The following is a 20,001-nucleotide window of genomic DNA, read 5'->3' as shown; positions in this document are numbered from 1 at the left end:
GCCGAGTCCTGTCTGGGCGGGGGGACGGCCATGCCGGTGGCGGGATTTCAGCGGCGGTCGTTCAGCAATTGGCGGATGGCCTCGGCCAGCAGGCGGTACGCTCGGTCGTCACCCTTGTCGGCGGCGGCGGCCGCCTTGTCCGCCTGGGCGCGGAAACGGGCATAGCCCTGGTCACGCCGCAGGCTGTCACGGGCGCCGGCCGCCAGTACCGCATCCAGGCTGGAGGGTAGCTCCCCATCCGGGGTCGGTGTCTTGGACGGTTTGGCTGTCTTGGGTTTGGATGGGGGCATTGATGTGCGCCGTTTCGCGGGAACCGTGCAGCCCCATCATGCCCTGATCAGGGCGATATCGCCAGCGAGGGGCCCGGCGGCACCTGGCGGTCGGGCGGGAAGACGACGGTGACGCGGGTCCCCCCGTCAGCGGGGCATTCCACATGAAGGGTGCCGCCGTGCAGGTCCATCAGCCGCCGGACGATGAATAGGCCCAGGCCGCTGCCGCCATGGCGCCGCCGCAGCGAGGGTTCGGCCTGCAGGAAGGGCTGGGTGCCCAGATTATCCAGTACGAAGCGGGAGATGCCGGGGCCGGTGTCGGTGACCGACAGGGCCAGCCCGTCGCGCCGGATCTCCCCCGCCACCGTCACCCGCCCGCCATCGGGCGTGAACTTCACCGCGTTGCCCACCAGGTTCAGCAGCACCTGGCGCAGGGCGGTGGGGTCCAGCATGGCGTGCAGCCCCTCGGTGCCGGGGGCCACGCTGATTTCCAACTGGCGCTGAAGATTGCCGGCCTGGATTTGACGCACGGCCACCGCGACCTCCGCCGCGATGTCCACCACCTTGTCCTCCAGCTCGAACCGGCCGGCCTCCATGCGGGCCACGTCCAGGATGTCGTTCACCAGTTCCAGCAGGTGCAGGCCGCTGACCCGGATGTCCTCGGCATAATCGGCATAGCGCGGATCGCCCACCGGGCCGTAGGTCTGCTGGGTGATCAGCTCGCTGAAGCCGATGATGGCGTTGAGGGGGGTGCGCAGTTCATGGCTCATGCTGGCCAGGAAGGCGGTCTTGCTGCGGCTGGCCATTTCCGCGTCATGCCGCGCCCGGGCCAGTTGGCCCTCCGTTTCCTTGCGCGCGGTGATGTCCATCAGCGACCCCAGCAGCCGGGTTGGCCGGCTGGGGTTTTCGGCCAGCGTCGTTGCCGGCCAGACGCCCTGGCCGCGCACATGGAACCACCGCGTCACGCCATCGGCGCAGACCAGGGGCAGTTCCAGGTCGAAAGGTCGGCGCAGGCGTAGGGTGCCCCGCACATGGGCAAAGGCCCGCGCCCGTTCCGCCTTGGGGATCATGCCCAGCACGCGCCGGGGGGCGACCTCGCCCGACGGCAGGCGCAGCAGGGTCAGGGCCTGGCCAGACAGATGCAGGCTGCCGTCGCCCAACTGCCAGTCCCAGATGCCGACGGCGGAGCCGGCGGTGGCCAGCTCATACCGTTCCTTCTCCTGGCGCACCCCTTCCGCCGCCAGGTGCTGGGCCGTCAGGTCCAGGGCCATGCCGACATAGCCCATCCGCTCCCCCTCGCGGGCGGTGACGGGCACCGCCTCGCACAGCACCCAGACGATACGGCCATCATGCCGGCGGATGCGGAATTCCTCGGCGAAGCGTTCGCCGGCCTGGGTCGCGGCCAGCCAGCGGGACTGTGCCCGCTTATGGTCCTCGGGATGGATCAGCCACCACTCCCAACTACCCCCGGGGTCCAGTTCCGCCGGCAGGCCGGAAATCTCGCGCAGGCGGGGATTGCGATAGGTGATCTGGCCGTCGGCATCGACATGGAAGATGCCGACGGGCGCCATCTCCGCCAGGGCGCTGTAGCGCGCCTCACTGAGGGCGAGATCGCGCGTCTTGCGCGCATCCACCGCCAGGGCGCGCACCAGCACCCGGTGCAGCAGCAGGGCCGTCACCAGGACGAAGCCCACGCCCTTGACCGGCGCCAACCAGGCGGCGTGCACGCCGTCCAGCACCGTCTTCAGGAAAATGTCGGAGCCTAAGACCCAGGCCCCGCCGAACACGGCGTAGCCCAGGCAAATCCGTGTCGCCGCCCCCAACCGCACCCCGTGTCCGTCCTTTTTTCGCCTGGCCGCCGCCCTCTCGGCCGCACCCCCTCGAAAGATCAGGTGTCAGGTCGGCTGGGTTCTACCAATGGACGTACTTTAGGCACGGCGAACGATCCCGTGCAATCGGCGGAAAAGCGGGCGGCGGGATAGTAGGAATGGACGAGCGGGTGATGCTGGCGGTCACTCCCCGCCCAGCACCACTTCGCCATTGCCGGACTTGCCGATGCGGGGCGTGCCGGTGTGCTTGGCCACCGTGATGGTGCCGCCACCGCCCATGAACAGGTTGGGGTCCTTGGCGGTGCCGTCGAAGGTGAAGTCGCCCTGGCCCAAGACGGCGACCTTCAGGGCGCTGGCGTTGCCATCGTTGATGTGGACATCGCCCTTGCCGTTGATGACCGTCTCGATCACCCCGTCCACGCGGTCGGCGGAAACGTCGCCATTGCCGTAGATCGCCAGGCGCAAGGTCTTGTCGACGGTGCCCAGCGACACGTCGGCTTGGCCCATCACCCGGATCTCCGCGTCGGCGGCGTGGCCCACATGCAGGTCGCCGCGGCCCGCGATGATGAATTTCAGCGTTTCCGACACATCGTCGACGCTGAGGTCGGCGCTTTCCACGATATTGGCCTGCAGCGACTTGACCTTCTTGAGGGCCACCTGGGCCTTCCGCACGTCCAGCACGACGTCGCCGTCCAGGTCCCCGTCCACCGTCAGCTCGCCCGCCAGCCCGGCGGCCACCAGCTTGGTCTTGGCGGGCACGGTGATGGTCAGCTCCGTCGACCGGCCGCTGCCCGTCACCTGCAGGGCGCCATCCTCCGCCGCGGCGCGCACCGCACCGCCGCTGGCGGTGATGCTGATGGTGGTGGCGCTGCTGGACGGGTGGATGATGGTGTTGCCGGCCAGGTTGGACAGGTTCACCACCTGCTGTGCCGGAAATTCCTGCGCGCTGTCGCTCAGGGCGCGGGCATCCCGGGCGGCGGCCCGCGCGGCCATCGCCGCGGCCTTGGCCTCCTGCTTGATGGACTCGACGTCCAGGCCCTTCATCGCCTCTTCCACATCGCGGCGGATCTGGTCGGCATCCGCCCGACTGATGGGAGCGGCGGGGGCGGCCGGCTTGGCGGGGGACATCGGTGGGATCGGTGGGATCGGCGGGATGGGGGGAATACCGCCATCCATCTTCACGATCTTGACTGAATGGGATGGACTATGGCTGCCGAACAGCATGAAGCCCAGTGAGCCAACGGCCACCAGGGCGGCGATGATGCCACCGGCGGGGATACCCGGCGTCAGGCGCGGACGGGAGGGGAGGGCACTGGTTTCCATGGGACGCACCCTGCGCGACATCGTAGAACTCCCCCGACTATTGGCCACTTGGTCCCACCCTGTCCGCAACGTTTGCCTAAGCGTTACACTTTTAACCCGGCTGTTACACACCCGCCAGAGGTGGTGAACCAAGGAGGGTATGCCCAGAGGAGCATGCCAGCGGGGCGCTCACCAGCCCAGACGGTTCATGGCGCCGCTGATGGTCAGGCCGGCCTGGGCGGCGATGTCCGCCAGCCGGTCCAGGTCCGGCAGGTCGGCCAGCGGGTCGGCCACGCCCAGTTCCTCGCGGTGGATGCCCCCGGTGATCAACAGGCCGTCGATCCCGGCGGCGTTGGCGCCGGCCATGTCGGTGCGCAGGCTGTCCCCCACCGCCAGGATGCGCTGGCGGGCGATGCCGCCCAGCAGGTCGAAGCAACGGGCGTAGACCCCGGGATAGGGCTTGCCGTGCTGGCGCACGTCGCCCCCCAGTTCCTCATACCGCCGCGCCAGCTCCCCGGCGCAGATCACCAGCTGCGGCCCGACATGCACCACCAGGTCCGGGTTGGCGCAGACCATGGGCAGATTCAGGGCGGCGCAGGCCGCCAGGATGGGCTCGTAATCCGCCAGCGACTCGCTGAAATCGACGATGCCGGTGTTCAGGACGAAGTCCGCGTCCTCCGGCCGGTCGACCTTGATACGGCCGGGCAGGTCCAGATAGACGCCGGCATCGCGGTCGGGGCCGATGTGCAGCAGCTTCGGCCCCAGGGCGGCGTGCCAGGCGTCGGGCGGTTCGCGCAGGGCGTCGTGCGTGGCCTCGCCCGAGGTCAGCAGCGCGTCGTAATGGTCGGGCGTCAGGCCCATCTCGGTCAGCCGGTCGGCGGCGGCGTCCACGCGGCGGGGCGCGTTGGACAGCAGGCAGACGCGCTTGCCCTGGGCGCGCAGGGTCTTCAGGCATTCCGGCACCCCCGGATAGGGGGCGATGCCATCATGCACCACCCCCCACAAGTCCAGGATGAATCCGTCGTAACGGTCCGCCAGGTGCGACAGGCCGGTGTGCAGGGGAATGGCGGTCATGGGGCTCTAATCTCAGGATGGCAGACGGCGGGCCATGCGCGGCTCGCCAAACAGGTAGCCCTGGCCGAAATCGATGAACAGATCCAAAAGGTCCAGCAATTGCTGGTCGGTTTCGATCTTCTCCACGATCAGGTCGATGTTGTTGCGGTCCAACTGGCGCTTCAGCAGGGTCACCTTGTCGGGGTTGGCGAAGCGGCCGTCCGGGTCCAGCAGGCGGGCGGCGTCCAGCTTGACGAAGCGGATCTCGTGCGCCGCCAGTTGGTCCCAGTCGACGTCGAAGCGGTCGACCTGGTCCATGGAAAAGCGGAAACCCAGGCTGCGCAGCCCATCCAGGAAGCCGGTGGCGAAGACGTCGCCCTGCATCAGGTCGGCCTGGCTGAGCTCGAAGATGATCTTCTGCACCAGGTTGGGGTGCTGCCCCATGAACTGCACGAACTCCTGCATGAAGGTGCCGTCGTTCAGCGTGGCGGCGGAGATGTTGCAGAAGAAGCCCACGTTCTGGTGGCGCTTTTCCGTCTCGCGCAGCAACTGGACGCAGCGGAACAGCAGCAGGTTGTCGATGGGCGCCATCAGCTTGTGACGCGCCGCCACGCCCAGGTAGCGATCCGGGGTCAGGTAACTGCCGTCCTCCAGCCGGATGCGGGAGAACACCTCGTAAAAGCGGTGCTTGCGCTGCGGCAGGCTGACGATGGGCTGCAGGAAGATGTCCACCCGGTCCGACCGCAGCGCCTCACGGATGCCGTTCATCACGGCGCTGTCGTCCTCCGCCTCCGGTTCTTGCCCCGGCAGGGGACCGGTCAGGGGACCGTAGGCGGACCCCAGGGTGGGGGCTAGCGGCACGCGCGGGGCCGCCGGGGCGGGGGGCGGGGTGGGCGCCGGCGCCTGCGGCGGAACCGCGCCACCCGCCGGCATCTGGTCGGCCAGGGTGCGCAGCATGCGGGCGTCGCTGACCACGGCGGCCACGGCGCCGCCGGCCTCCGCACTGGGGCGCATCAACCGGTCCAGCGCCGCCAGCACGTCGCGCTGGCGGTCCAGCAGGCGGTCCAGCCGGTCCTCCAGCCGCTCCGCCTGTTCCATGCGGGCGTAGAACTCATGCAGCAGGCCGCCGAAGACGAAGACCACGAGGCCCAGCAGCAGGCCGTAGGATCGGTCCACCCCCACGCCGGCCAAGGGCAGGGCCAGGGCCACGGCCACCGCCACGGCGACATAACAGGCGGCGAAGATGATGTGACGCAGCACGTGCATGTTTTTCGCTTCCCTCAGTCGCCGGGCGCCGGCATCCGCCGGCTTGCGGCAGCGCCTACCGGTGATCCGCCCCCACCGCCTGGTTGATGCTGGTGAAGCCGTCGCGGCGCAGCAGGGCGGCCAAGTCGCGCTTGATGGCGGTCACCAGGCCCGGACCCTGGTAGATCAGGGCGGAATAGACCTGCACTAGGCTGGCGCCGGCGCGGATCTTGGCATAGGCCTGCGCGCCCGAGCCCACGCCACCCACGCCCACCAGGGGCAGCTTGCCTCCCGTCAGGCGGTAGAAGTCGCGCAGCACGGCCGTCGACTTGTCGAACAGCGGCTGGCCGCTCAGGCCCCCCGCCTCCGCCCGGTGCGCCGGGCTTAGGCTGTCGGGCCGGTCCAGCGTGGTGTTGGACACGATCAGGCCGTCGATGCCACTGGCCAGCGCCACCTCCGCCACGTCCAGCTTGTCGTCCGCCGTCAGGTCCGGCGCCACCTTCAGCAGCAGGGGCGTGCGGTGGGTTCCGCGCGCCTCCAGGCAGGCGGCCAGCAGGTCGGTCAGGGCCTGGCGTCCTTGCAGGGAGCGCAAGCCCGGCGTGTTGGGGGAGGAGACGTTGACCACCAGGTAATCGGCCAGTGGCGCCAGGCGGCGGATGCCGATGGCATAGTCGCTCGCCGCATCCACCGTGTCCTTGTTCTTGCCGACGTTGGCGCCCAGGATGCCGGAGCGGCCCAGGCCGCGCCTGTCTTCCAGCCGGCGGGCGAAGGTCTCCAGCCCCTCATTGTTGAAGCCGAAGCGGTTGATGACGCCCTCGACCTCCACGGCGCGGAACAGCCGGGGCTTGGGGTTGCCCGGCTGTGGCCGCGGGGTCACGGTGCCGGCCTCCACCAGGCCGAAGCCCAGGGCCAGCATGGCGTCCGGCACCCGCGCATTCTTGTCGAAGCCGGCCCCCAGGCCCACGGGGTTGGGGAAGTCCAGGCCGAAGACTGTCTGCGCCAGGATCGGGTCGTCCGGGTCACCGGCGCCGAACAGTCCCGGCGGCAGGGCGCCAACCTTCAGCAGGTTGATGGTCAGGTCGTGCGCCCGCTCGGCATCCAGGGCGAACAGCAGGGGGCGGGCAAGGCGATAGGCCAGGCTCATCAGGTCCTCTCCCCCGTCTCGCCAACCAGGACATGATCGGGGAAGACATGGCGCCCATCCTCGCCCAGGGGCAGGGGGTCGGCCCGCAGCACCGCGCTGACCGGCAGGCCGCCATACATGTGGGGGAACAGCTGTCCCCCGCGTGAGGGCTCGTATTTCAAGGCATCGCCCAGGGGGGCTGGGTCCACCGTCAGGATCAGCAGGCCGGTCTGGCCGGCGCGATGCTTGGCGGCGCTCTCCACGATCTGGGCGGCGGTGGAAAAGTGGATGAAGCCGTCGGCCTGGTCCTGCGAGGACCCGGCATAGACACCGACGGCCAGGGCCGCCAGCCATTCGTCCGCGCGGCACATATGGAAAATCACATCGTTCATGCTGTCGTCCCCATCTTGGCGCCGACCCTAGTGCAGATCGCCCCAATGTGGAATCACCTTTGGGCGTGAATCGGCTCGCGAACGGTTCAGACGCCTATCGGCCGGTAGCAGGATGGGAAATTGCGTGAGTCGCAAATTGAGAAGAACGGCGCAGGCGTCGTCGCAAAATGATAATGCCGTGGCGGTGTAATTTTGTGACGGGCGCCGCGATGCAAACGGAAAGCCGCCGGACGCCTACGGAAAGCGCCGCCGTTACCATCGCGCTCAACCCTGGATCGTCGTGGCACCGCTCTTGCGTGTTCCCGGGGACACGCAATCGAGGGGAACGGAACCATGAGCCTGCTGGACGCGCCGCATCGTGATGAAACCCTGGGCGCCGGCTTCCTGACGCTGGGCGCCTCTTTGACGGACGCCCCCACCACCCACACCCAAGCCCCGCTGAAGCCCACCACCGAAATGCTGGCGGCCGGCGCCCGCGCCGGTGGCGTCAGCGTCGCCACCGCCTGGGCCATCTACACGTCCATGCTCAAGTCGGCCTGACGCCGACAGGGATGCTCAAGGCAGCCGTCCGGCTGACGGGTCTGGGCCTCAGTCCAGGTCGAAGCCCTGCAGGTGGAAAGGCTCGTCGCCCCACGGGTCGTCGTTCGGCGACGCCGGTCTGGGCGCGGCCGGCGGCGATGGCGGCGGCAGGGCGATGTCCGGGGACTGCCCCGGCACATGCAGGAAATCGCGCGTGATGCGCACCGCCTCGGCCAAGCCCACGCGCTGCGGCTCCACCCCGCCGGGGAAGGCGCCCTTCAGGCGGCTGGGCATCATCGGGTCCAGCAGGACGAACACGCCGGTATCGTCGGCCCGCCGCACCAGCCGGCCGAAGGCCTGGCGCAGGCGCAGCCGGGTGATCATGTCGTCGTAATGCCGCCGCCGGGCGGTGCGGTCGAAATAATCGCGCCGCGCCTTGTGCAGGATGTCGGGCCGGGGCCAAGGCACGCGGTCGAAGACGATCAGGCGCAGGGACCGGCCGGGCACATCCACGCCGTCGCGCACCGCGTCGGTGCCCAGCAGGCAGGCGTTGTCCTCCCCCCGGAAGATGTCGACCAGCGTGGCCACGTCCAGGCCATCCAGATGCTGGGACAAGAGCGGCAGGCCCGCGGCCTCCAGCGGCGCGCCGATGCGCTCGTGCACCGCGCGCAGGCGCTGCACCGCCGTGAACAGGCCGATGGCGCCCCCGCCGGACGCCAGGAACAACTCGCGATAGGCGGCGGCCACCTGCGCCAGGTCGTCCTTGCGCACGTCGTTGACGATCAGCACCCGCGTCTGGTTGGCGTAGTCGAAGGGCGAGGGCACCTGGGCCCGCAGGGCGGGGCGGGGCAGGTGCACAGCACCGGTGCGCACCTGGGCCGCCTGCCAGTCCGCCTCCACGTCGCCGGTGCCGTCCGTCAGGGTGGCGGAGGTCATGACCAGGCCGTGGGCCTGAGCGCCCAGGATCTGGGCCAGGGGCCAGGTGGGGTCCACCCAGTGGCGGTACATGCCCACGTCCAGGTCGCGTCCGTCCTGCCGCTCCACCCCGAACCAGTCGACGTAGCGGTTGGGCGTCTCCTCGGCCAGGGCGGCGAGCATCTGGCGCCAACCGCCGATCTCGTTGGCGGAGCGCCGCTTCAGGCTGCGGGCGATAGCGTCGATGCGGCGGCGGGTGTCGCTCTCCAACTCGTCCGACTCGTCGTCCAGCCGCTCACGCAGCCGGTCGGCCAGCGCTTCCAGCGGGGCGGACAGCTCGCCCAGGGCGGCGGACAACGCCTGCGCCGCCTCCAGCACCCCCTCCACCAAGGGCTGGACCTCCACCTCCAGGCTATACGGGTTGTCCGGGCCGTGGGCGCGGGCGTAGACCTGGGCGCGCACCTGGGCCAGGAAGGCCTCCGTCGGGCCCACCGGCTCCCCCCGCCCACGCGCTGCGGCCAGGCTTCGCCCGGCAGGTTGCGGGCGGCGCGCGCGATCTCGTCCAGCAGGCGGTTGGCGTGGTCGTCGCCGCCGATCAGATCCTCCACCCGGCGGCGCAGGCCGCGCGCCCGGCTGCGCCCGCCGCTCTCGGCGCCCAGCAGCCAACGGCGCAGTTCCGCCGTCTCGAACCCCGTCAGGTGGCCGGCGAAGGCGTTGTCGGCGGCGTCGAAGACGTGATGCCCTTCGTCGAAGACATAGCGGGTGGGGATGTAGGCATCATCCCCGCCGCCCAGCGCCGCCTGGATCATAACCAGGGCGTGGTTGGCGATGACGATGTCGGCCCGCCGCGCCCGGCGCACGCTCTTCTCAATGAAGCATTTGGTGTAGTGGCTGCAGGCGCTGTAGACGCACTCGCCCCGCCGGTCGGCCAGCGCCAGGGTGCGGCCCTTGCCCAGCAGGTCCACCAGCCAGCCGGGGAAGTCGCCGCCCTGCATGTCGCCGTCGCGCGTGGCCGCCGCCCAGCGCGCCATCAGGCCGATGGCCACGGCGTATTGCGGGTTGGCGGTGGCGACGCCGGCCGCCTCCTCCAGGTTCAGCAGGCACAGGTAGTTTTCCCGCCCCTTGCGGATCACGACCTTGCGCGCCTTGGTGGCCGGGTCGCGGTGCAGGCGGTCCATCTCCTTGTCGATCTGGTGCTGTAGCTGGCGGGTGTAGGTGGAAATCCAGACGGGGCCCTTGTTCTTCTCCGCCCACACCGTGGCCGGCGCCAGGTAGCCCAGGGTCTTGCCCACGCCCGTGCCCGCCTCCGCCAGCACCATATTGGGCTCCCCCTCCATATCGCGGGGGGTGAAGGCGGTGGAAACGGCGCTGGCATAGTCCGACTGCTGCGGCCGGGGCTCCGCCTGCTGGCCGTTCATCACCAGGTCGGCCAGGCGGCGGCGGGCCTCGGCCGGTTCCACCGGCAGGTGGCCGGGCGGCGGCTCCGGCGCCTCGGCCTGCCATTCCTTCATGCCGGCCCACACCTGGTAGGCGCGGATGGCGCCACCCCGCCAGCGTGACTTTTCCGGACCCGCCGGCGCCCCCAGGGCAGCCAGCACCAGGGGCGACCATAGCCATCTCCCCACCTGGCCCCCGCCATTGTCCTCGCCGCCCATGGCCCAGGCCAAGCCGATGGGGTCGGAGCGCTGGTCGTCGACCGGGCCCATCAGGTCGCGCAGCAGCGCCTCCGCGGCGCGCACCAGGGTCAGGGCCTCCCCCTCCGCGTCCGCCGGGTGGGGCAACCCCAGGGCCTGGGCCAAGCCGCGCGGCGTCGGCAGGCAGAAGGTGGCGGGCCGCACGAAGGCGTACAGCTCCAGCAGGTCATAGCCCTGGATCAGCTTGTCGGTGCCCAGGCGGCGCGCGGTGGCGCGGGCATGGCACAGCAGGTGGGGCTTGGCGAGGGCGCGGCGTACCGCCTCCCCCTTGTCGATCACCTCCACCTCGCCATCGGGGCTCAGCCAGACGGCCTGGCGGGCGCCCGGCACCAGGGCCGGCGCGTCGGGCACCAGCAGGCGGCGGGGCCCGGTCGGGGCGGACACCAGGCTGGTCGGCGGCTTGCCGCCAGGCGATGGGGGGAGGGCTCGGTCATGGCGGGCGGAGTATAGACGGCGATTCGCGGCATTTCATGAACAAAAGCGGTACGTCTCCGCCCCGAGGTGGCGGTTCGCCGAAGCGATAGGGGTATCCGCTCTTTTGGCGGGAACCAACGGGGGCATCCGCCGTTCCCCATCCCAGGCTTAATCCCGGCTGCACCCGCCGGGAGGCCCCCAGCCGGCCTGCATCCTGGCAGCGGCTGGCATCAAGGCCCGTTGGAGAGGCCGGATCGGAGGAAATCATGGACCAAGGTGTGGTAAAGGCCCTGGCTGGGGACCTGGAAGGAATGCTGCGGCGCTGCGTGGCCACCAGCCCGGAGGCGGCGGCGCTGTTGCGGGACCTGCGGCCCCTGCTGGATGACGCCAAGTCGGGCCGTGTGCTGGCCCCCCTGGCGGAAATACCGGGCGACTGGTTTTTCATGGAGGGCGGGCTGCGCCGCAACCGCCCCTTGGCGGAGGCTTATGCCCGGTTCAAGCGGCAGGTGACGGACGCCGACAATCCGGCCTTCAACCGGGCCAAGGGCCGCGTCCCACACTACGCCTGACGCTCGCGGGCCGGACGCCTTTTGCCGCTGGGGCCATGGTTCCGGCGGGGATGACTTCCCGCCTGCGCGGTGAGGGTGCGGTGGCGGTTGGCATTTCTTCGGAAATGGGACAGCGTGTGGGCCATGGACGCTTCCCCCGAGAAACCATGGCCCGCCATGATGGCAAGCCCGTGAAAGCCGGTTCCGGCCGTCAGCGGGACCGCCACCCGCCGTTGCGCCGCGCCCTCCGCTGGGCGCAAGCGGCCCTGCTCGCGGCGGTGGCGCTCACCTTGGGCTGGGTCTGCCTCTACGCTGTCGTCGATCCGCCGGGCACGCCCCTGATGCTCATCCGCCGGATGCAGGGCGTGCCCACCCAGGGATGGACGCCCGTACCCCTGGACCGCATCGCCCCGGCCCTGCAGCGCGCCGTCATCGGGGCGGAGGACAGCCGCTTCTGCAACCACCACGGCGTGGACTGGGACGCGGTGGACGCCGCCATGGATGAGGATGAGGAGGGCCACAAGCTGCGCGGCGCCAGCACCATCAGCCAGCAGACGGCCAAGAACGCCTTCCTTTGGCCCGGCCGCACCTGGCTGCGCAAGGGGGTGGAGTTCGGCTTCACCGAGCTGATCGAGCTGGTCTGGGGCAAGCGCCGCATCCTGGAAATGTATCTGAACATCGTGGAGTGGGGCGACGGCCTCTATGGGGCGGAGGCCGCGTCCCGCGCCTATTTCGGCGTGCCGGCGGCGGCATTGTCGCCGTCCCAGGCGGCGGCGCTGGCCGCCGTTCTGCCCAGCCCGCGCAAATGGAACGCGCGCCACCCCGGCCCCTACGTCGCCCGCCGCATCGGCATCCTGGAACAACGCGCCGCCCTGGTCGCCCGCGATGGCCTGGACGCCTGTGTCAGGCGGTAATGACCATGCCCTGTGCGACGCCCCGACGCGCGTCCACGTCCCTTGTGCTGAGGCGTGAGAATAACTATTAATTTCCAAGACGCCTTGCTCGATCCTCCGGTCGATTCTGGGGCGGCCCCTTTCAAGGGTCCCTCGCCGGGGCCTGAGGCATGGACGAATGCACATTTCCCCCCGCCCCGCCGACCTTCCCGCCGGGCCCGACCATGGCCATGAGGCCGTTCCCGCCGACGCCCGTCCCCTGAGCCGCGCCGCCAAGGGTGAGGTGGGCCGGGTGGTCCGCGTCGGTCTGAACGGCGCCCTGCACGACAGCCTGGACCCCGATGAGCTGGAGCGCCGGCTGCTGGAAATCGGCTTTGTCGAGGGCGCGCGGGTGGAAATCCTGCACGAGGGCCTGTTCGGCCGCGACCCCATCGCGGTGAAGGTGGATGACATGCGCGTGGCCCTGCGCCGCCGCGAGGCCGAGGCCATCCTGGTCACCCATTGGCAGCCGGCCGCCGAGCCCGCGCCGGCCCCCCTGCACGTCATCGCCGAAGACCGCCGGTCATGAACGCCGTGACTCCCGTCGTTCAGACCGGCGCGCCGCGCATGGCGCTGGTCGGCAACCCGAATTGCGGCAAGACCGCGCTGTTCAACGCCCTGACCGGCAGCCGGCAGAAGGTCGCCAACTACGCCGGCGTGACGGTGGAGCGCAAGGAAGGCAGCTTCACCACGCCGGAGGGGCGGCGCGTCCAGGTGCTGGACCTGCCCGGCACCTATTCCCTGCGCGCCCGCAGCCCGGATGAGGAGGTGACGCGCGACGTCGTGCTGGGCCGCTTCAAGGGCGAGGCGGAACCCGACCTGCTGGTCTGCGTGGCCGACGCCACCAACCTGCGCCTGGTCCTGCGCCTGGTGCTGGAGCTGAAGCAGGTGGGCCGGCCGCTGCTGCTGGCCCTCAACATGTTCGACATCGCCAAGCATCGCGGCATCGAGATCGACGTGGACCGGCTGGCGGCCGAGCTGGGCGTGCCGGTGGTGCCCACCGTGGCGGTGCGCAAGGCCGGCACGGTCGACCTGCTGAAGCATATCGACGCCCAGGTCGTAGACCTGGCCCTGGCCGCCGCCCAAGGGGTGAGTCAGGGGGCGAACACCTGGCACGAGCCCTCGGCGGAGGAGGTGCGCGCCACCCACCGCGAGGCCGACCGCATCATCAAGCTGGCGGTGCGTCCGCCGACCAAGCCCGATACCTGGACCACCCGGCTGGACGCCGTGCTGCTGAACCCGGTGGCGGGGCTGCTGATCCTGCTGACCGTGCTGTTCTTCATGTTCCAGGCGGTGTTCACCTGGGCGCAGCCGGCCATGGACGGCATCAAGGCCGGCTTCGACGCCCTGGCCGCCTGGGTCAACGGCGCCATGCCGGACGGCATCCTGCGCAGCCTGATCACCGACGGCATCATCGCCGGCGTGGGCAGCATCGTCGTCTTCCTGCCGCAGATCGTCATCCTGTTCACCTTCATCATCCTGCTGGAAGATTTCGGCTACATGCCGCGCGCGGCCTTCCTGATGGACAAGATCATGGGCGGGGCGGGCCTGCACGGCCGCGCCTTCATCCCGCTGCTGTCCAGCTTCGCCTGCGCCATTCCCGGCATCATGGCCACGCGCGTCATCGACAACCGGCGCGACCGGCTGGCCACCATCATGGTGGCGCCGCTGATGACCTGTTCCGCCCGCATCCCCGTCTACACCCTGATCATCTCCGCCTTCGTACCGGACCGGCCGGTGGCGGGCGTGTTCTCGCTGCAGGGGCTGGTGATGTTCGGCCTCTACGCCGCCGGCATCCTCAGCGCGCTGCTGGTGGCCTTCGTCATGCGGCGCCTGGTGTGGCGCGGCACGGTGGAGCCCTTCCTGATGGAGTTGCCGGCCTATAAGGTGCCCGACGCCAAGAACGTGGTGATGAGCGTGTGGACGCGGGCCAAGGCCTTCCTGCAACGGGCCGGCACCACCATCCTCAGCATCATGATCCTGATCTGGTTCCTCAGCTCCTTCCCCGGCGCGCCGGAGGGGGCGACCGAACCCGCCATCGACTACAGCATCGCCGGCATGATCGGCCATTGGCTGCAGCCCCTGGTGGCCCCCATCGGCTTCAACTGGCAGATGACCGTGGCGCTGATTCCCGGCATGGCCGCGCGCGAGGTGGCGGTGGCGGCGCTGGGCACCGTCTACGCCGTGGGCGGGGGGAGGAGAACGTGACCGCCCTGATGGACACGCTGGGCCACAGCTGGTCGTTGGCGACGGCGCTGTCCTTCCTGGCCTGGTACATCTTCGCGCCGCAGTGCGCCTCCACCCTGGGGGTGGTGCGGCGGGAAACCAACTCCCTGAAATGGCCGGTCATCATGTTCGTCTACATGCTGACCCTGGCCTATCTGGCGTCGCTGGCCACCTACCACGTCGCCGCCAGCCTGGGATGGGCGTGAGGCGCTAGGCCGCGGCCGCGAACCGGATATTGAGGACAGCCAAGGGTCGGATGCCCCTTCGGCGTTTGAGGAATGGGAAGATCATGCAGCAGATCATTGTCGGGCTGATCGTCGCCGCCGCCTTGGCCTGGGTCCTGCGCCCCACCCTCCGGCGCGCCCTCCGCCGCCGCCAGGTCGCGGCCGGCAAGGCGCCGGGCCCCTGTGGCTCCGACAGCTGCAACTGCGGCGGCTGACGCCGCGCCCTAAGCCGGGAAATTAGAGTGCGATCGCTTCAGATGGACTCATCTGAAGCGTGAATCGCACGACGGAACAAAAGCTTAGAGTTTCTCTGACGCTTCAACGAAAGTCAGAAAAACTCTAGGAGCGCACTGGACTGGAAACTGAGGACAAGCCCAGCCGGCGAATGCCGGCGCCTGGCGTTTGAGGGCGCCCTTACTTGGGCGCCGGCCGCGTCGCCAGGCGCCATTGCGTGGCTTGGCTGTAGCGCTTGGCCAGGAAGTGGTAGGTGCGCTTCAGCAAGGCTTCCAGGGCGGGGCTTTTTTCCACCGTCACGTTCAGCCATCCGTCCAGCACCTCGTCCCAGGGCAGCAGGGACTGGTGCAGGTCGTCGCGCATTTCCCGGATATAGCTGATGTTCTGGTCGAACTTCTTCAGCATGGCCAGGATTTCGCCGGTCTGGGCGTCCACCTGGGCGAACCGGGATTCCAGGTCGGTGATGGGCGGCAGCGACAGGGTCTGCATCCGCACGATCTCCTCCTTCACCAGCCGCTCCGCCTTGTAGATGCGATGGGCGGTTTCCAGCCCCTGGCGGACAAAGTGCAGGGCCTGGGCCCGTTCGCGCAGCGCCTCGATGTAGGATAGCTCCTTGGCCAGCATGTCGATGTGCAGGCCGATCTCCTCCTCCGGGTCGCCGGTCAGGGACAGCCGGTTGGCGATCATGCGGAAGGCCTCGTGCACACGGGCCTTGGTGTTGGGGTCCTCCACCACCTGTTCCAGCTGTTCGGGGCTGGAAACGACGGTTTCGCCGCCCGTCAGCCAGGTCACCAGCTGTACCGTCAGGCGGCCGCGCGCCACGTTGTAATGGCGGTCGTCCACCCGCCAGCTGGCGGAACCGTCGATCAACTCATTGGGGATGGTGTCGCCGGGGCGTATTTCGCGGACATAGCGCAGGCCCTTGGCCGCCATGGTCAGCAACTGCCCGTCGAACGATTTGGGCTGGATGTCGAACTCGTTGTACAGCTTCTCGATGGGCACCTCGACATCCAGCTTGCCCAGCTTCATGCACATCACCGGCTCATCATTCGTCTTGGACAGGATGAACCGGCAGCCGTCGACGGTGAAAAGCTTGTGCTCGAACAGGAAGTGCGTGCTGCGGTTGGCCGCGGGCTGAATGCCTGTGCTCATGGGCGCTGGACGACTCCAGAGGACGAACGGAGTCCCGCCCCGGGGCTGGGCGTGACAAGGGTTGATACCGTACCACGTTTCGGGCCGGGGCTGCATCGGCATGGGGGTAGGATGGCGGCCCGGCGGCTGTGACAGGAAACCTCTTTCCGTCCCGGGCGGCGCACGGTAGTTTTGCCGGCTTCGGGGTTTCCTCGCGGAAACGTCCCTCGGTCATTCACGGTCACCGGCTGGCGCGCGGCCCCCATCGCCGCGCTGGCCGGTCGCGCTTTCAGGTCCGGATGGGTCCGGACGAATTTCGGGGTCCTATGACGCAATCGCCGGCTGTCGCCGTGGCCGACCAAGCCAACACTGCCATCCAGGTGCGGGATCTGCACAAGCGGTTTGGTGAGACGGAAGTGCTGAAGGGCGTGTCCCTGACGGCCCGGGATGGTGACGTCATCTCCCTCATCGGCTCGTCCGGTTCGGGCAAGAGCACCCTGCTGCGCTGCATCAACCTGCTGGAAACGCCGGATGAGGGCCAGGTCTGGGTCAATGGTGAGCTGATCCGCATGGGCCGGGACCGCCGGGGCCATGCCGTTCCCGCCGACCGCAAACAGGTGGACCGCATCCGCCAGCGCCTGGGCATGGTGTTCCAGGGGTTCAACCTGTGGACCCACATGACGGTCCTGGAAAACGTCATCGAGGCGCCGGTGCATGTTCTGGGCGTGCCGCGGGCGGAGGCGGTGGACCGCGCCAAGGTCCTGCTGGACAAGGTGGGCTTGAGCCAACGCCAGGACTATTACCCCAGCCAGTTGTCGGGCGGGCAGCAGCAGCGCGCCGCCATCGCCCGCATGCTGGCGATGCAGCCGCGCGTCATGCTGTTCGATGAGCCGACCTCGGCGCTGGATCCCGAGCTGGTGGGCGAGGTGCTGCGCGTCATCCGCCAACTGGCGGACGAGGGCGCCACCATGCTGATCGTGACCCATGAGATGGCCTTCGCCCGTGACGTCTCCTCCCACGTCCTGTTCCTGCACCAGGGCCGGGTGGAGGAGGAGGGGACGCCCGATGAGGTGTTCGGCAACCCCCGCAGCGATCGCTGCCGGCAGTTCCTGACCCGGGGCGCCGTCCTATCTTGAACATGGGCGGGAGTTGGGCGTGATCAATGAATGATCACGTCCAACTCCCAAGGCATACTGGACAACAAAGAGCGGCGGCCATTCCGACCCCGCGTGTCGGCGCGGACCGTCCCATCCTTGGTTTCGTAGGGGGTTTCATGAAGAAGCTGGTCTTGGGCCTGATCGCGGTGGCGGTGGTCGCCGGCGCCGCCTACCTGGCGACGCATCGCGCGCCGTCTGGTGCTGGCGGTCCCGCCATCACCGACCAGGGGGTGCCCAATCCCCTGCGCGTGGCGACGGAGGGGGCCTACCCGCCCTTCAACGTGGCGGAGCCCGACGGCACCCTGAAGGGGTTCGACATCGACCTGGCGCGCGACCTGTGCCGCCGCATGGGCGTGAAGTGCGAAATCTCCGCCCAGGCCTGGGACGGGATCATCCCCGCCCTGCAGGCCGGAAAGTATGACGTGATCCTGGCCGGCATGTCGGCCACGGACGAACGCCGCCAGGCCGTCGACTTCACCGTCCCCTACGTGCTGACCCCCGCCTATTTCGTGGCGCCCAAGGACAGCCCCCTGACCAAGATCGACTTTGGCCTGCAACGGCTGGACCTGGCCAACATGGACGAGGCCTCGACCCAGGCGCTGGACAAGCTGAAGGCGGCGCTGAAGGGCAAGACCGTGGGCGTGCAGGTCGCCACCATCCATGCCAGCTTCCTGGACACCTACCTGGGCGACACCATCACCATCCGCCGCTACGACACGCTGCAGAACCTGTCGCTGGACCTGGCGACCGGCCGTGTGGACGCCGGCCTGGCCGACATGACGGGCTGGCAGCCTTTCCTGGAGGGGGCGGATGGCCAGAACGCCGCCACCTTCGGCCCCGGCATCACCGGCGGCCTGCTGGGGCCGGGCATCGCCGCCGCCCTGCGCAAGGGGGACGGGCGCCTGCTGGACGCCCTGAACAACGCCATGAACGCCGCCAAGGAAGACGGCACGATGAAGAAGCTGGCGGAGCAGTGGTTCCACTTCGACGCGTCGGCGAAGTAGTTTTGAGTGTTCCCTCAGGCGCCGGGCGGCCGCATCCGCGGCCTTGGCTTATCCTCGCTGCGCCCTGCGGTGCTCGCTCCGGCCGCCGTGGTCGCGGCCTAGGGCCCTCGCGGGCCCACCCGGTGCCAAAGGGCGTTATGGAGCGGAGCGACTAGGCCGCGACTGCGGCCGCCGGAGATTTCCGGGGAACGCAGTGGACTGGAAATCGAGGACTAGCCAAGGGCCGGATGGCCCGCCGGCGCCTGAGGCATGAGAGACAAGCGGAGCGACTAGGCCGCGACTGCGGCCGCCGGAGATTTCCGGGGAACGCAGTGGACTGGAAATCGAGGATAAGCCAAGGGCCGGATGGCCCGCCGGCGTCTGAGGAATTGGCACGGTAATGATAGATCTATTGGGCTTTGGGGGCCGGGGCTGGGGCTTGCAACTGCTGCAGGGCATGGGGATGACCCTGCTGGTGGCGGTCTCGGCCTATCTGTGGGGGCTGCTGCTGGGCGGGGCGGCGGCTGCCTTGAAGCTGTCCAGCCACCGGGGTGGACGGGTGGCGGCCGATGTCTACACCACCATCGTGCGCGGCGTGCCCTCCCTCCTGGTCATCTATCTGCTGTTCTTCGGCGGCAACAGCGCCGCCACCTGGGTAGTCAGCCTGCTGGGCTTCAACGGCCCGGTGGAGCTGTCGGCCCTGCCCGTCGGCATACTGGCGGTGGGCACCGTGTCCGGCGCCTATTCGGCCGAGGTGCTGCGCGGCGGCGCCCTGGCCGTCCCCCACGGCCAGGTGGAGGCGGCGAAGGCCCTGGGCATGAACCGCTGGCTGACCTTCCGCCGGGTGATGCTGCCCCAGGTGCTGCGCTATGCCCTGCCGGGCCTGGGCAATGTGTGGCAGTTGACGCTCAAGGACACCTCCCTGGTTTCCGTCGTGGCCCTGGTGGAGTTGATGCGCGTGGCCTATCTGGCCCAGGGCGCCACCCGCCAGCCCTTCCTGTTCTTCACCACCGCCGGCCTGCTGTACCTGGGCATGGCCGGCCTGTCGGGCCGCCTGTTCGCCCGGGCCGAGCTGTGGGCCGGGCGGGGCGTGCGGAGGGCCGCGCGATGAATTCCTCCCTGCTGTCCACGCTGGTGGCGGCCCTGCCGCGGTTCGCGGCCGGCGCCGGCCTGACCGTGCAACTGGTGGCGCTGGCGTTGCTGCTGGGCCTGATTTTGGCGACGCTGGTCGCCGTGATGCGGCTGTCGCATCTGCCGCCCCTGCGCTGGCTGGCGCGTGGCTACATCCACGTTTTCCGCTCCACGCCGCTGCTGGTTCAGATCTTCCTGATCTATTACGGCCTGGGCCAGTTCGATGCCGTGCGCCAGAGCGTGCTGTGGCCCCTCCTGCGGGAGCCCTATTGGTGCGCCATCATCGCCTTCACCCTTAACACGGGGGCCTACACGGCCGAGATCATGCGCGGCGGCATCGAGGCCGTGCCCCATGGCCAGATCGAGGCGGCCAAGGCCTGCGGCATGAACGGCAGCCTGCTGTTCCGGCGCATCGTCCTGCCCCAGGCCTTCCGCCTGGCGCTGCCCGCCTATGGCAATGAGATCATCCTGATGCTGCAGGGCAGCGCGCTCGCCAGCACCATCACCCTGATGGACCTGACGGGCGTGGCCAAGGACATCGCCTCGCGCACCTACCAGCCCATCGAGGCGTTCTGCCTGGCGGGGGCGATCTACCTGGGCATGAGCTTCCTCATCACCCGGGGTGTGCAGGTGGCGGAGCGGCGGCTCAGCCCAGCCCGGCGGTGAGCTTGGTCGCAGGG

At 69.3% G+C, this 20,001-nt stretch carries 19 protein-coding genes and 1 pseudogene; 11 read left to right on the top strand and 9 right to left on the bottom strand.

Annotation, left to right across the window (positions count from 1 at the left end; genetic code table 11):
- Positions 1-47 precede the first annotated feature (47 nt).
- From ULB03_RS05715 to ULB03_RS05685, 7 genes are all read right to left on the bottom strand, one after another.
- Positions 48-290, bottom strand: a complete 243-nt coding sequence (locus ULB03_RS05715; protein WP_322482289.1) for a hypothetical protein — start codon at positions 288-290, stop codon at positions 48-50.
- A 47-nt stretch (positions 291-337) separates the two neighbouring features.
- Positions 338-2,098, bottom strand: coding sequence for a sensor histidine kinase (locus tag ULB03_RS05710; RefSeq protein ID WP_322482288.1), 1,761 nt, complete (start codon positions 2,096-2,098; stop codon positions 338-340).
- A gap of 183 nt (positions 2,099-2,281) precedes the next feature.
- Complete coding sequence (locus tag ULB03_RS05705) at positions 2,282-3,421, bottom strand: hypothetical protein (RefSeq protein WP_322482287.1); 1,140 nt, start codon at positions 3,419-3,421, stop codon at positions 2,282-2,284.
- A gap of 168 nt (positions 3,422-3,589) precedes the next feature.
- A complete protein-coding gene (locus ULB03_RS05700) occupies positions 3,590-4,474 on the bottom strand; it encodes a TIGR01459 family HAD-type hydrolase (RefSeq protein ID WP_322482286.1) in 885 nt (294 codons plus the stop codon).
- A 12-nt stretch (positions 4,475-4,486) separates the two neighbouring features.
- On the bottom strand, positions 4,487-5,719 hold the full coding sequence (locus tag ULB03_RS05695) for an EAL domain-containing protein (RefSeq protein WP_322482285.1): 1,233 nt from the start codon (positions 5,717-5,719) through the stop codon (positions 4,487-4,489).
- A 55-nt stretch (positions 5,720-5,774) separates the two neighbouring features.
- Positions 5,775-6,842 carry a quinone-dependent dihydroorotate dehydrogenase gene (locus ULB03_RS05690; protein ID WP_322482284.1) on the bottom strand — a complete coding sequence of 356 codons (1,068 nt, stop codon included), beginning with the start codon at positions 6,840-6,842 and terminating at the stop codon, positions 5,775-5,777.
- On the bottom strand, positions 6,842-7,213 hold the full coding sequence (locus tag ULB03_RS05685; RefSeq protein WP_322482283.1) for a DUF952 domain-containing protein: 372 nt from the start codon (positions 7,211-7,213) through the stop codon (positions 6,842-6,844). The genes ULB03_RS05690 and ULB03_RS05685 overlap by 1 nt, the downstream gene beginning before the upstream one ends.
- 333 nt (positions 7,214-7,546) lie before the next feature.
- Between ULB03_RS05685 and ULB03_RS05680 the strand changes: the two genes are divergently transcribed.
- Positions 7,547-7,753 carry a hypothetical protein gene (locus tag ULB03_RS05680; protein ID WP_322482282.1) on the top strand — a complete coding sequence of 69 codons (207 nt, stop codon included), beginning with the start codon at positions 7,547-7,549 and terminating at the stop codon, positions 7,751-7,753.
- 180 nt (positions 7,754-7,933) lie between these two features.
- On the opposite strand, the pseudogene ULB03_RS05675 reads toward ULB03_RS05680, so the two are convergent.
- Positions 7,934-10,728 (bottom strand): annotated as a pseudogene (locus ULB03_RS05675) (ATP-dependent DNA helicase); the annotation flags it as partial.
- A gap of 293 nt (positions 10,729-11,021) precedes the next feature.
- Between ULB03_RS05675 and ULB03_RS05670 the strand changes: the two are divergent.
- The 6 genes from ULB03_RS05670 (at position 11,022) to ULB03_RS05650 (ending at position 14,900) form a co-directional block, all read left to right on the top strand.
- Entirely contained in the window at positions 11,022-11,324 is a 303-nt protein-coding gene (locus tag ULB03_RS05670) for a hypothetical protein (protein ID WP_322482281.1), read from the top strand.
- Positions 11,325-11,494: 170 nt separating this feature from the next.
- On the top strand, positions 11,495-12,217 hold the full coding sequence (gene mtgA / locus ULB03_RS05665) for a monofunctional biosynthetic peptidoglycan transglycosylase (protein WP_322482280.1): 723 nt from the start codon (positions 11,495-11,497) through the stop codon (positions 12,215-12,217).
- A gap of 157 nt (positions 12,218-12,374) precedes the next feature.
- Positions 12,375-12,764: a FeoA family protein gene (locus ULB03_RS05660; protein ID WP_322482279.1), complete on the top strand. Its 390-nt coding sequence runs from the start codon at positions 12,375-12,377 to the stop codon at positions 12,762-12,764.
- Positions 12,761-14,443, top strand: a complete 1,683-nt coding sequence (gene feoB, locus ULB03_RS05655) for a ferrous iron transport protein B (RefSeq protein WP_463605627.1) — start codon at positions 12,761-12,763, stop codon at positions 14,441-14,443. The genes ULB03_RS05660 and feoB overlap by 4 nt, the downstream gene beginning before the upstream one ends.
- Positions 14,440-14,667: a hypothetical protein gene (locus tag ULB03_RS27565; protein WP_442943671.1), complete on the top strand. Its 228-nt coding sequence runs from the start codon at positions 14,440-14,442 to the stop codon at positions 14,665-14,667. The genes feoB and ULB03_RS27565 overlap by 4 nt, the downstream gene beginning before the upstream one ends.
- 83 nt (positions 14,668-14,750) lie before the next feature.
- Positions 14,751-14,900 (top strand): hypothetical protein, encoded by a 150-nt coding sequence (locus ULB03_RS05650; RefSeq protein WP_322482278.1) that lies wholly within the window; start codon positions 14,751-14,753, stop codon positions 14,898-14,900.
- A gap of 199 nt (positions 14,901-15,099) precedes the next feature.
- Here ULB03_RS05650 and ULB03_RS05645 read toward each other — a convergent pair whose 3' ends face one another.
- The gene (locus tag ULB03_RS05645; RefSeq protein ID WP_322482277.1) at positions 15,100-16,071 is read right to left on the bottom strand and encodes a hypothetical protein; all 972 of its coding nucleotides are present in this window, start codon (positions 16,069-16,071) and stop codon (positions 15,100-15,102) included.
- Between the two features lie 305 nt (positions 16,072-16,376).
- Between ULB03_RS05645 and ULB03_RS05640 the strand changes: the two genes are divergently transcribed.
- From ULB03_RS05640 to ULB03_RS05625, 4 genes are all read left to right on the top strand, one after another.
- Entirely contained in the window at positions 16,377-17,186 is an 810-nt protein-coding gene (locus tag ULB03_RS05640) for an ABC transporter ATP-binding protein (protein WP_322482276.1), read from the top strand.
- Between the two features lie 137 nt (positions 17,187-17,323).
- A complete protein-coding gene (locus tag ULB03_RS05635) occupies positions 17,324-18,211 on the top strand; it encodes a transporter substrate-binding domain-containing protein (RefSeq protein ID WP_322482275.1) in 888 nt (295 codons plus the stop codon).
- A gap of 379 nt (positions 18,212-18,590) precedes the next feature.
- The gene (locus tag ULB03_RS05630) at positions 18,591-19,301 is read left to right on the top strand and encodes an ABC transporter permease (protein WP_322482274.1); all 711 of its coding nucleotides are present in this window, start codon (positions 18,591-18,593) and stop codon (positions 19,299-19,301) included.
- Positions 19,298-19,987: an ABC transporter permease gene (locus ULB03_RS05625; protein WP_322482273.1), complete on the top strand. Its 690-nt coding sequence runs from the start codon at positions 19,298-19,300 to the stop codon at positions 19,985-19,987. The genes ULB03_RS05630 and ULB03_RS05625 overlap by 4 nt, the downstream gene beginning before the upstream one ends.
- Positions 19,988-20,001 lie beyond the last annotated feature (14 nt).

Source organism: Nitrospirillum goiasense, from assembly GCF_034427435.1.
In the GTDB taxonomy this organism is placed as follows: domain Bacteria; phylum Pseudomonadota; class Alphaproteobacteria; order Azospirillales; family Azospirillaceae; genus Nitrospirillum.
The sequence above is the reverse complement of the archived record's forward strand: the minus strand, read 5'-3'. Positions and strand labels throughout refer to the sequence as shown.

What these genes read in the sequence shown, in the direction of transcription:
- ULB03_RS05715 (WP_322482289.1), bottom strand. Translation starts at nt 290, where the DNA reads ATGCCCCCATCCAAACCCAAGACAGCCAAACCGTCCAAGACACCGACC.
- ULB03_RS05705 (WP_322482287.1), bottom strand. Translation starts at nt 3,421, where the DNA reads ATGGAAACCAGTGCCCTCCCCTCCCGTCCGCGCCTGACGCCGGGTATC.
- ULB03_RS05700 (WP_322482286.1), bottom strand. Translation starts at nt 4,474, where the DNA reads ATGACCGCCATTCCCCTGCACACCGGCCTGTCGCACCTGGCGGACCGT.
- ULB03_RS05695 (WP_322482285.1), bottom strand. Translation starts at nt 5,719, where the DNA reads ATGCACGTGCTGCGTCACATCATCTTCGCCGCCTGTTATGTCGCCGTG.
- ULB03_RS05690 (WP_322482284.1), bottom strand. Translation starts at nt 6,842, where the DNA reads ATGAGCCTGGCCTATCGCCTTGCCCGCCCCCTGCTGTTCGCCCTGGAT.
- ULB03_RS05685 (WP_322482283.1), bottom strand. Translation starts at nt 7,213, where the DNA reads ATGAACGATGTGATTTTCCATATGTGCCGCGCGGACGAATGGCTGGCG.
- ULB03_RS05680 (WP_322482282.1), top strand. Translation starts at nt 7,547, where the DNA reads ATGAGCCTGCTGGACGCGCCGCATCGTGATGAAACCCTGGGCGCCGGC.
- ULB03_RS05670 (WP_322482281.1), top strand. Translation starts at nt 11,022, where the DNA reads ATGGACCAAGGTGTGGTAAAGGCCCTGGCTGGGGACCTGGAAGGAATG.
- ULB03_RS05660 (WP_322482279.1), top strand. Translation starts at nt 12,375, where the DNA reads ATGCACATTTCCCCCCGCCCCGCCGACCTTCCCGCCGGGCCCGACCAT.
- feoB (WP_463605627.1), top strand. Translation starts at nt 12,761, where the DNA reads ATGAACGCCGTGACTCCCGTCGTTCAGACCGGCGCGCCGCGCATGGCG.
- ULB03_RS05650 (WP_322482278.1), top strand. Translation starts at nt 14,751, where the DNA reads ATGCAGCAGATCATTGTCGGGCTGATCGTCGCCGCCGCCTTGGCCTGG.
- ULB03_RS05645 (WP_322482277.1), bottom strand. Translation starts at nt 16,071, where the DNA reads ATGAGCACAGGCATTCAGCCCGCGGCCAACCGCAGCACGCACTTCCTG.
- ULB03_RS05640 (WP_322482276.1), top strand. Translation starts at nt 16,377, where the DNA reads ATGACGCAATCGCCGGCTGTCGCCGTGGCCGACCAAGCCAACACTGCC.
- ULB03_RS05635 (WP_322482275.1), top strand. Translation starts at nt 17,324, where the DNA reads ATGAAGAAGCTGGTCTTGGGCCTGATCGCGGTGGCGGTGGTCGCCGGC.
- ULB03_RS05630 (WP_322482274.1), top strand. Translation starts at nt 18,591, where the DNA reads ATGATAGATCTATTGGGCTTTGGGGGCCGGGGCTGGGGCTTGCAACTG.
- ULB03_RS05625 (WP_322482273.1), top strand. Translation starts at nt 19,298, where the DNA reads ATGAATTCCTCCCTGCTGTCCACGCTGGTGGCGGCCCTGCCGCGGTTC.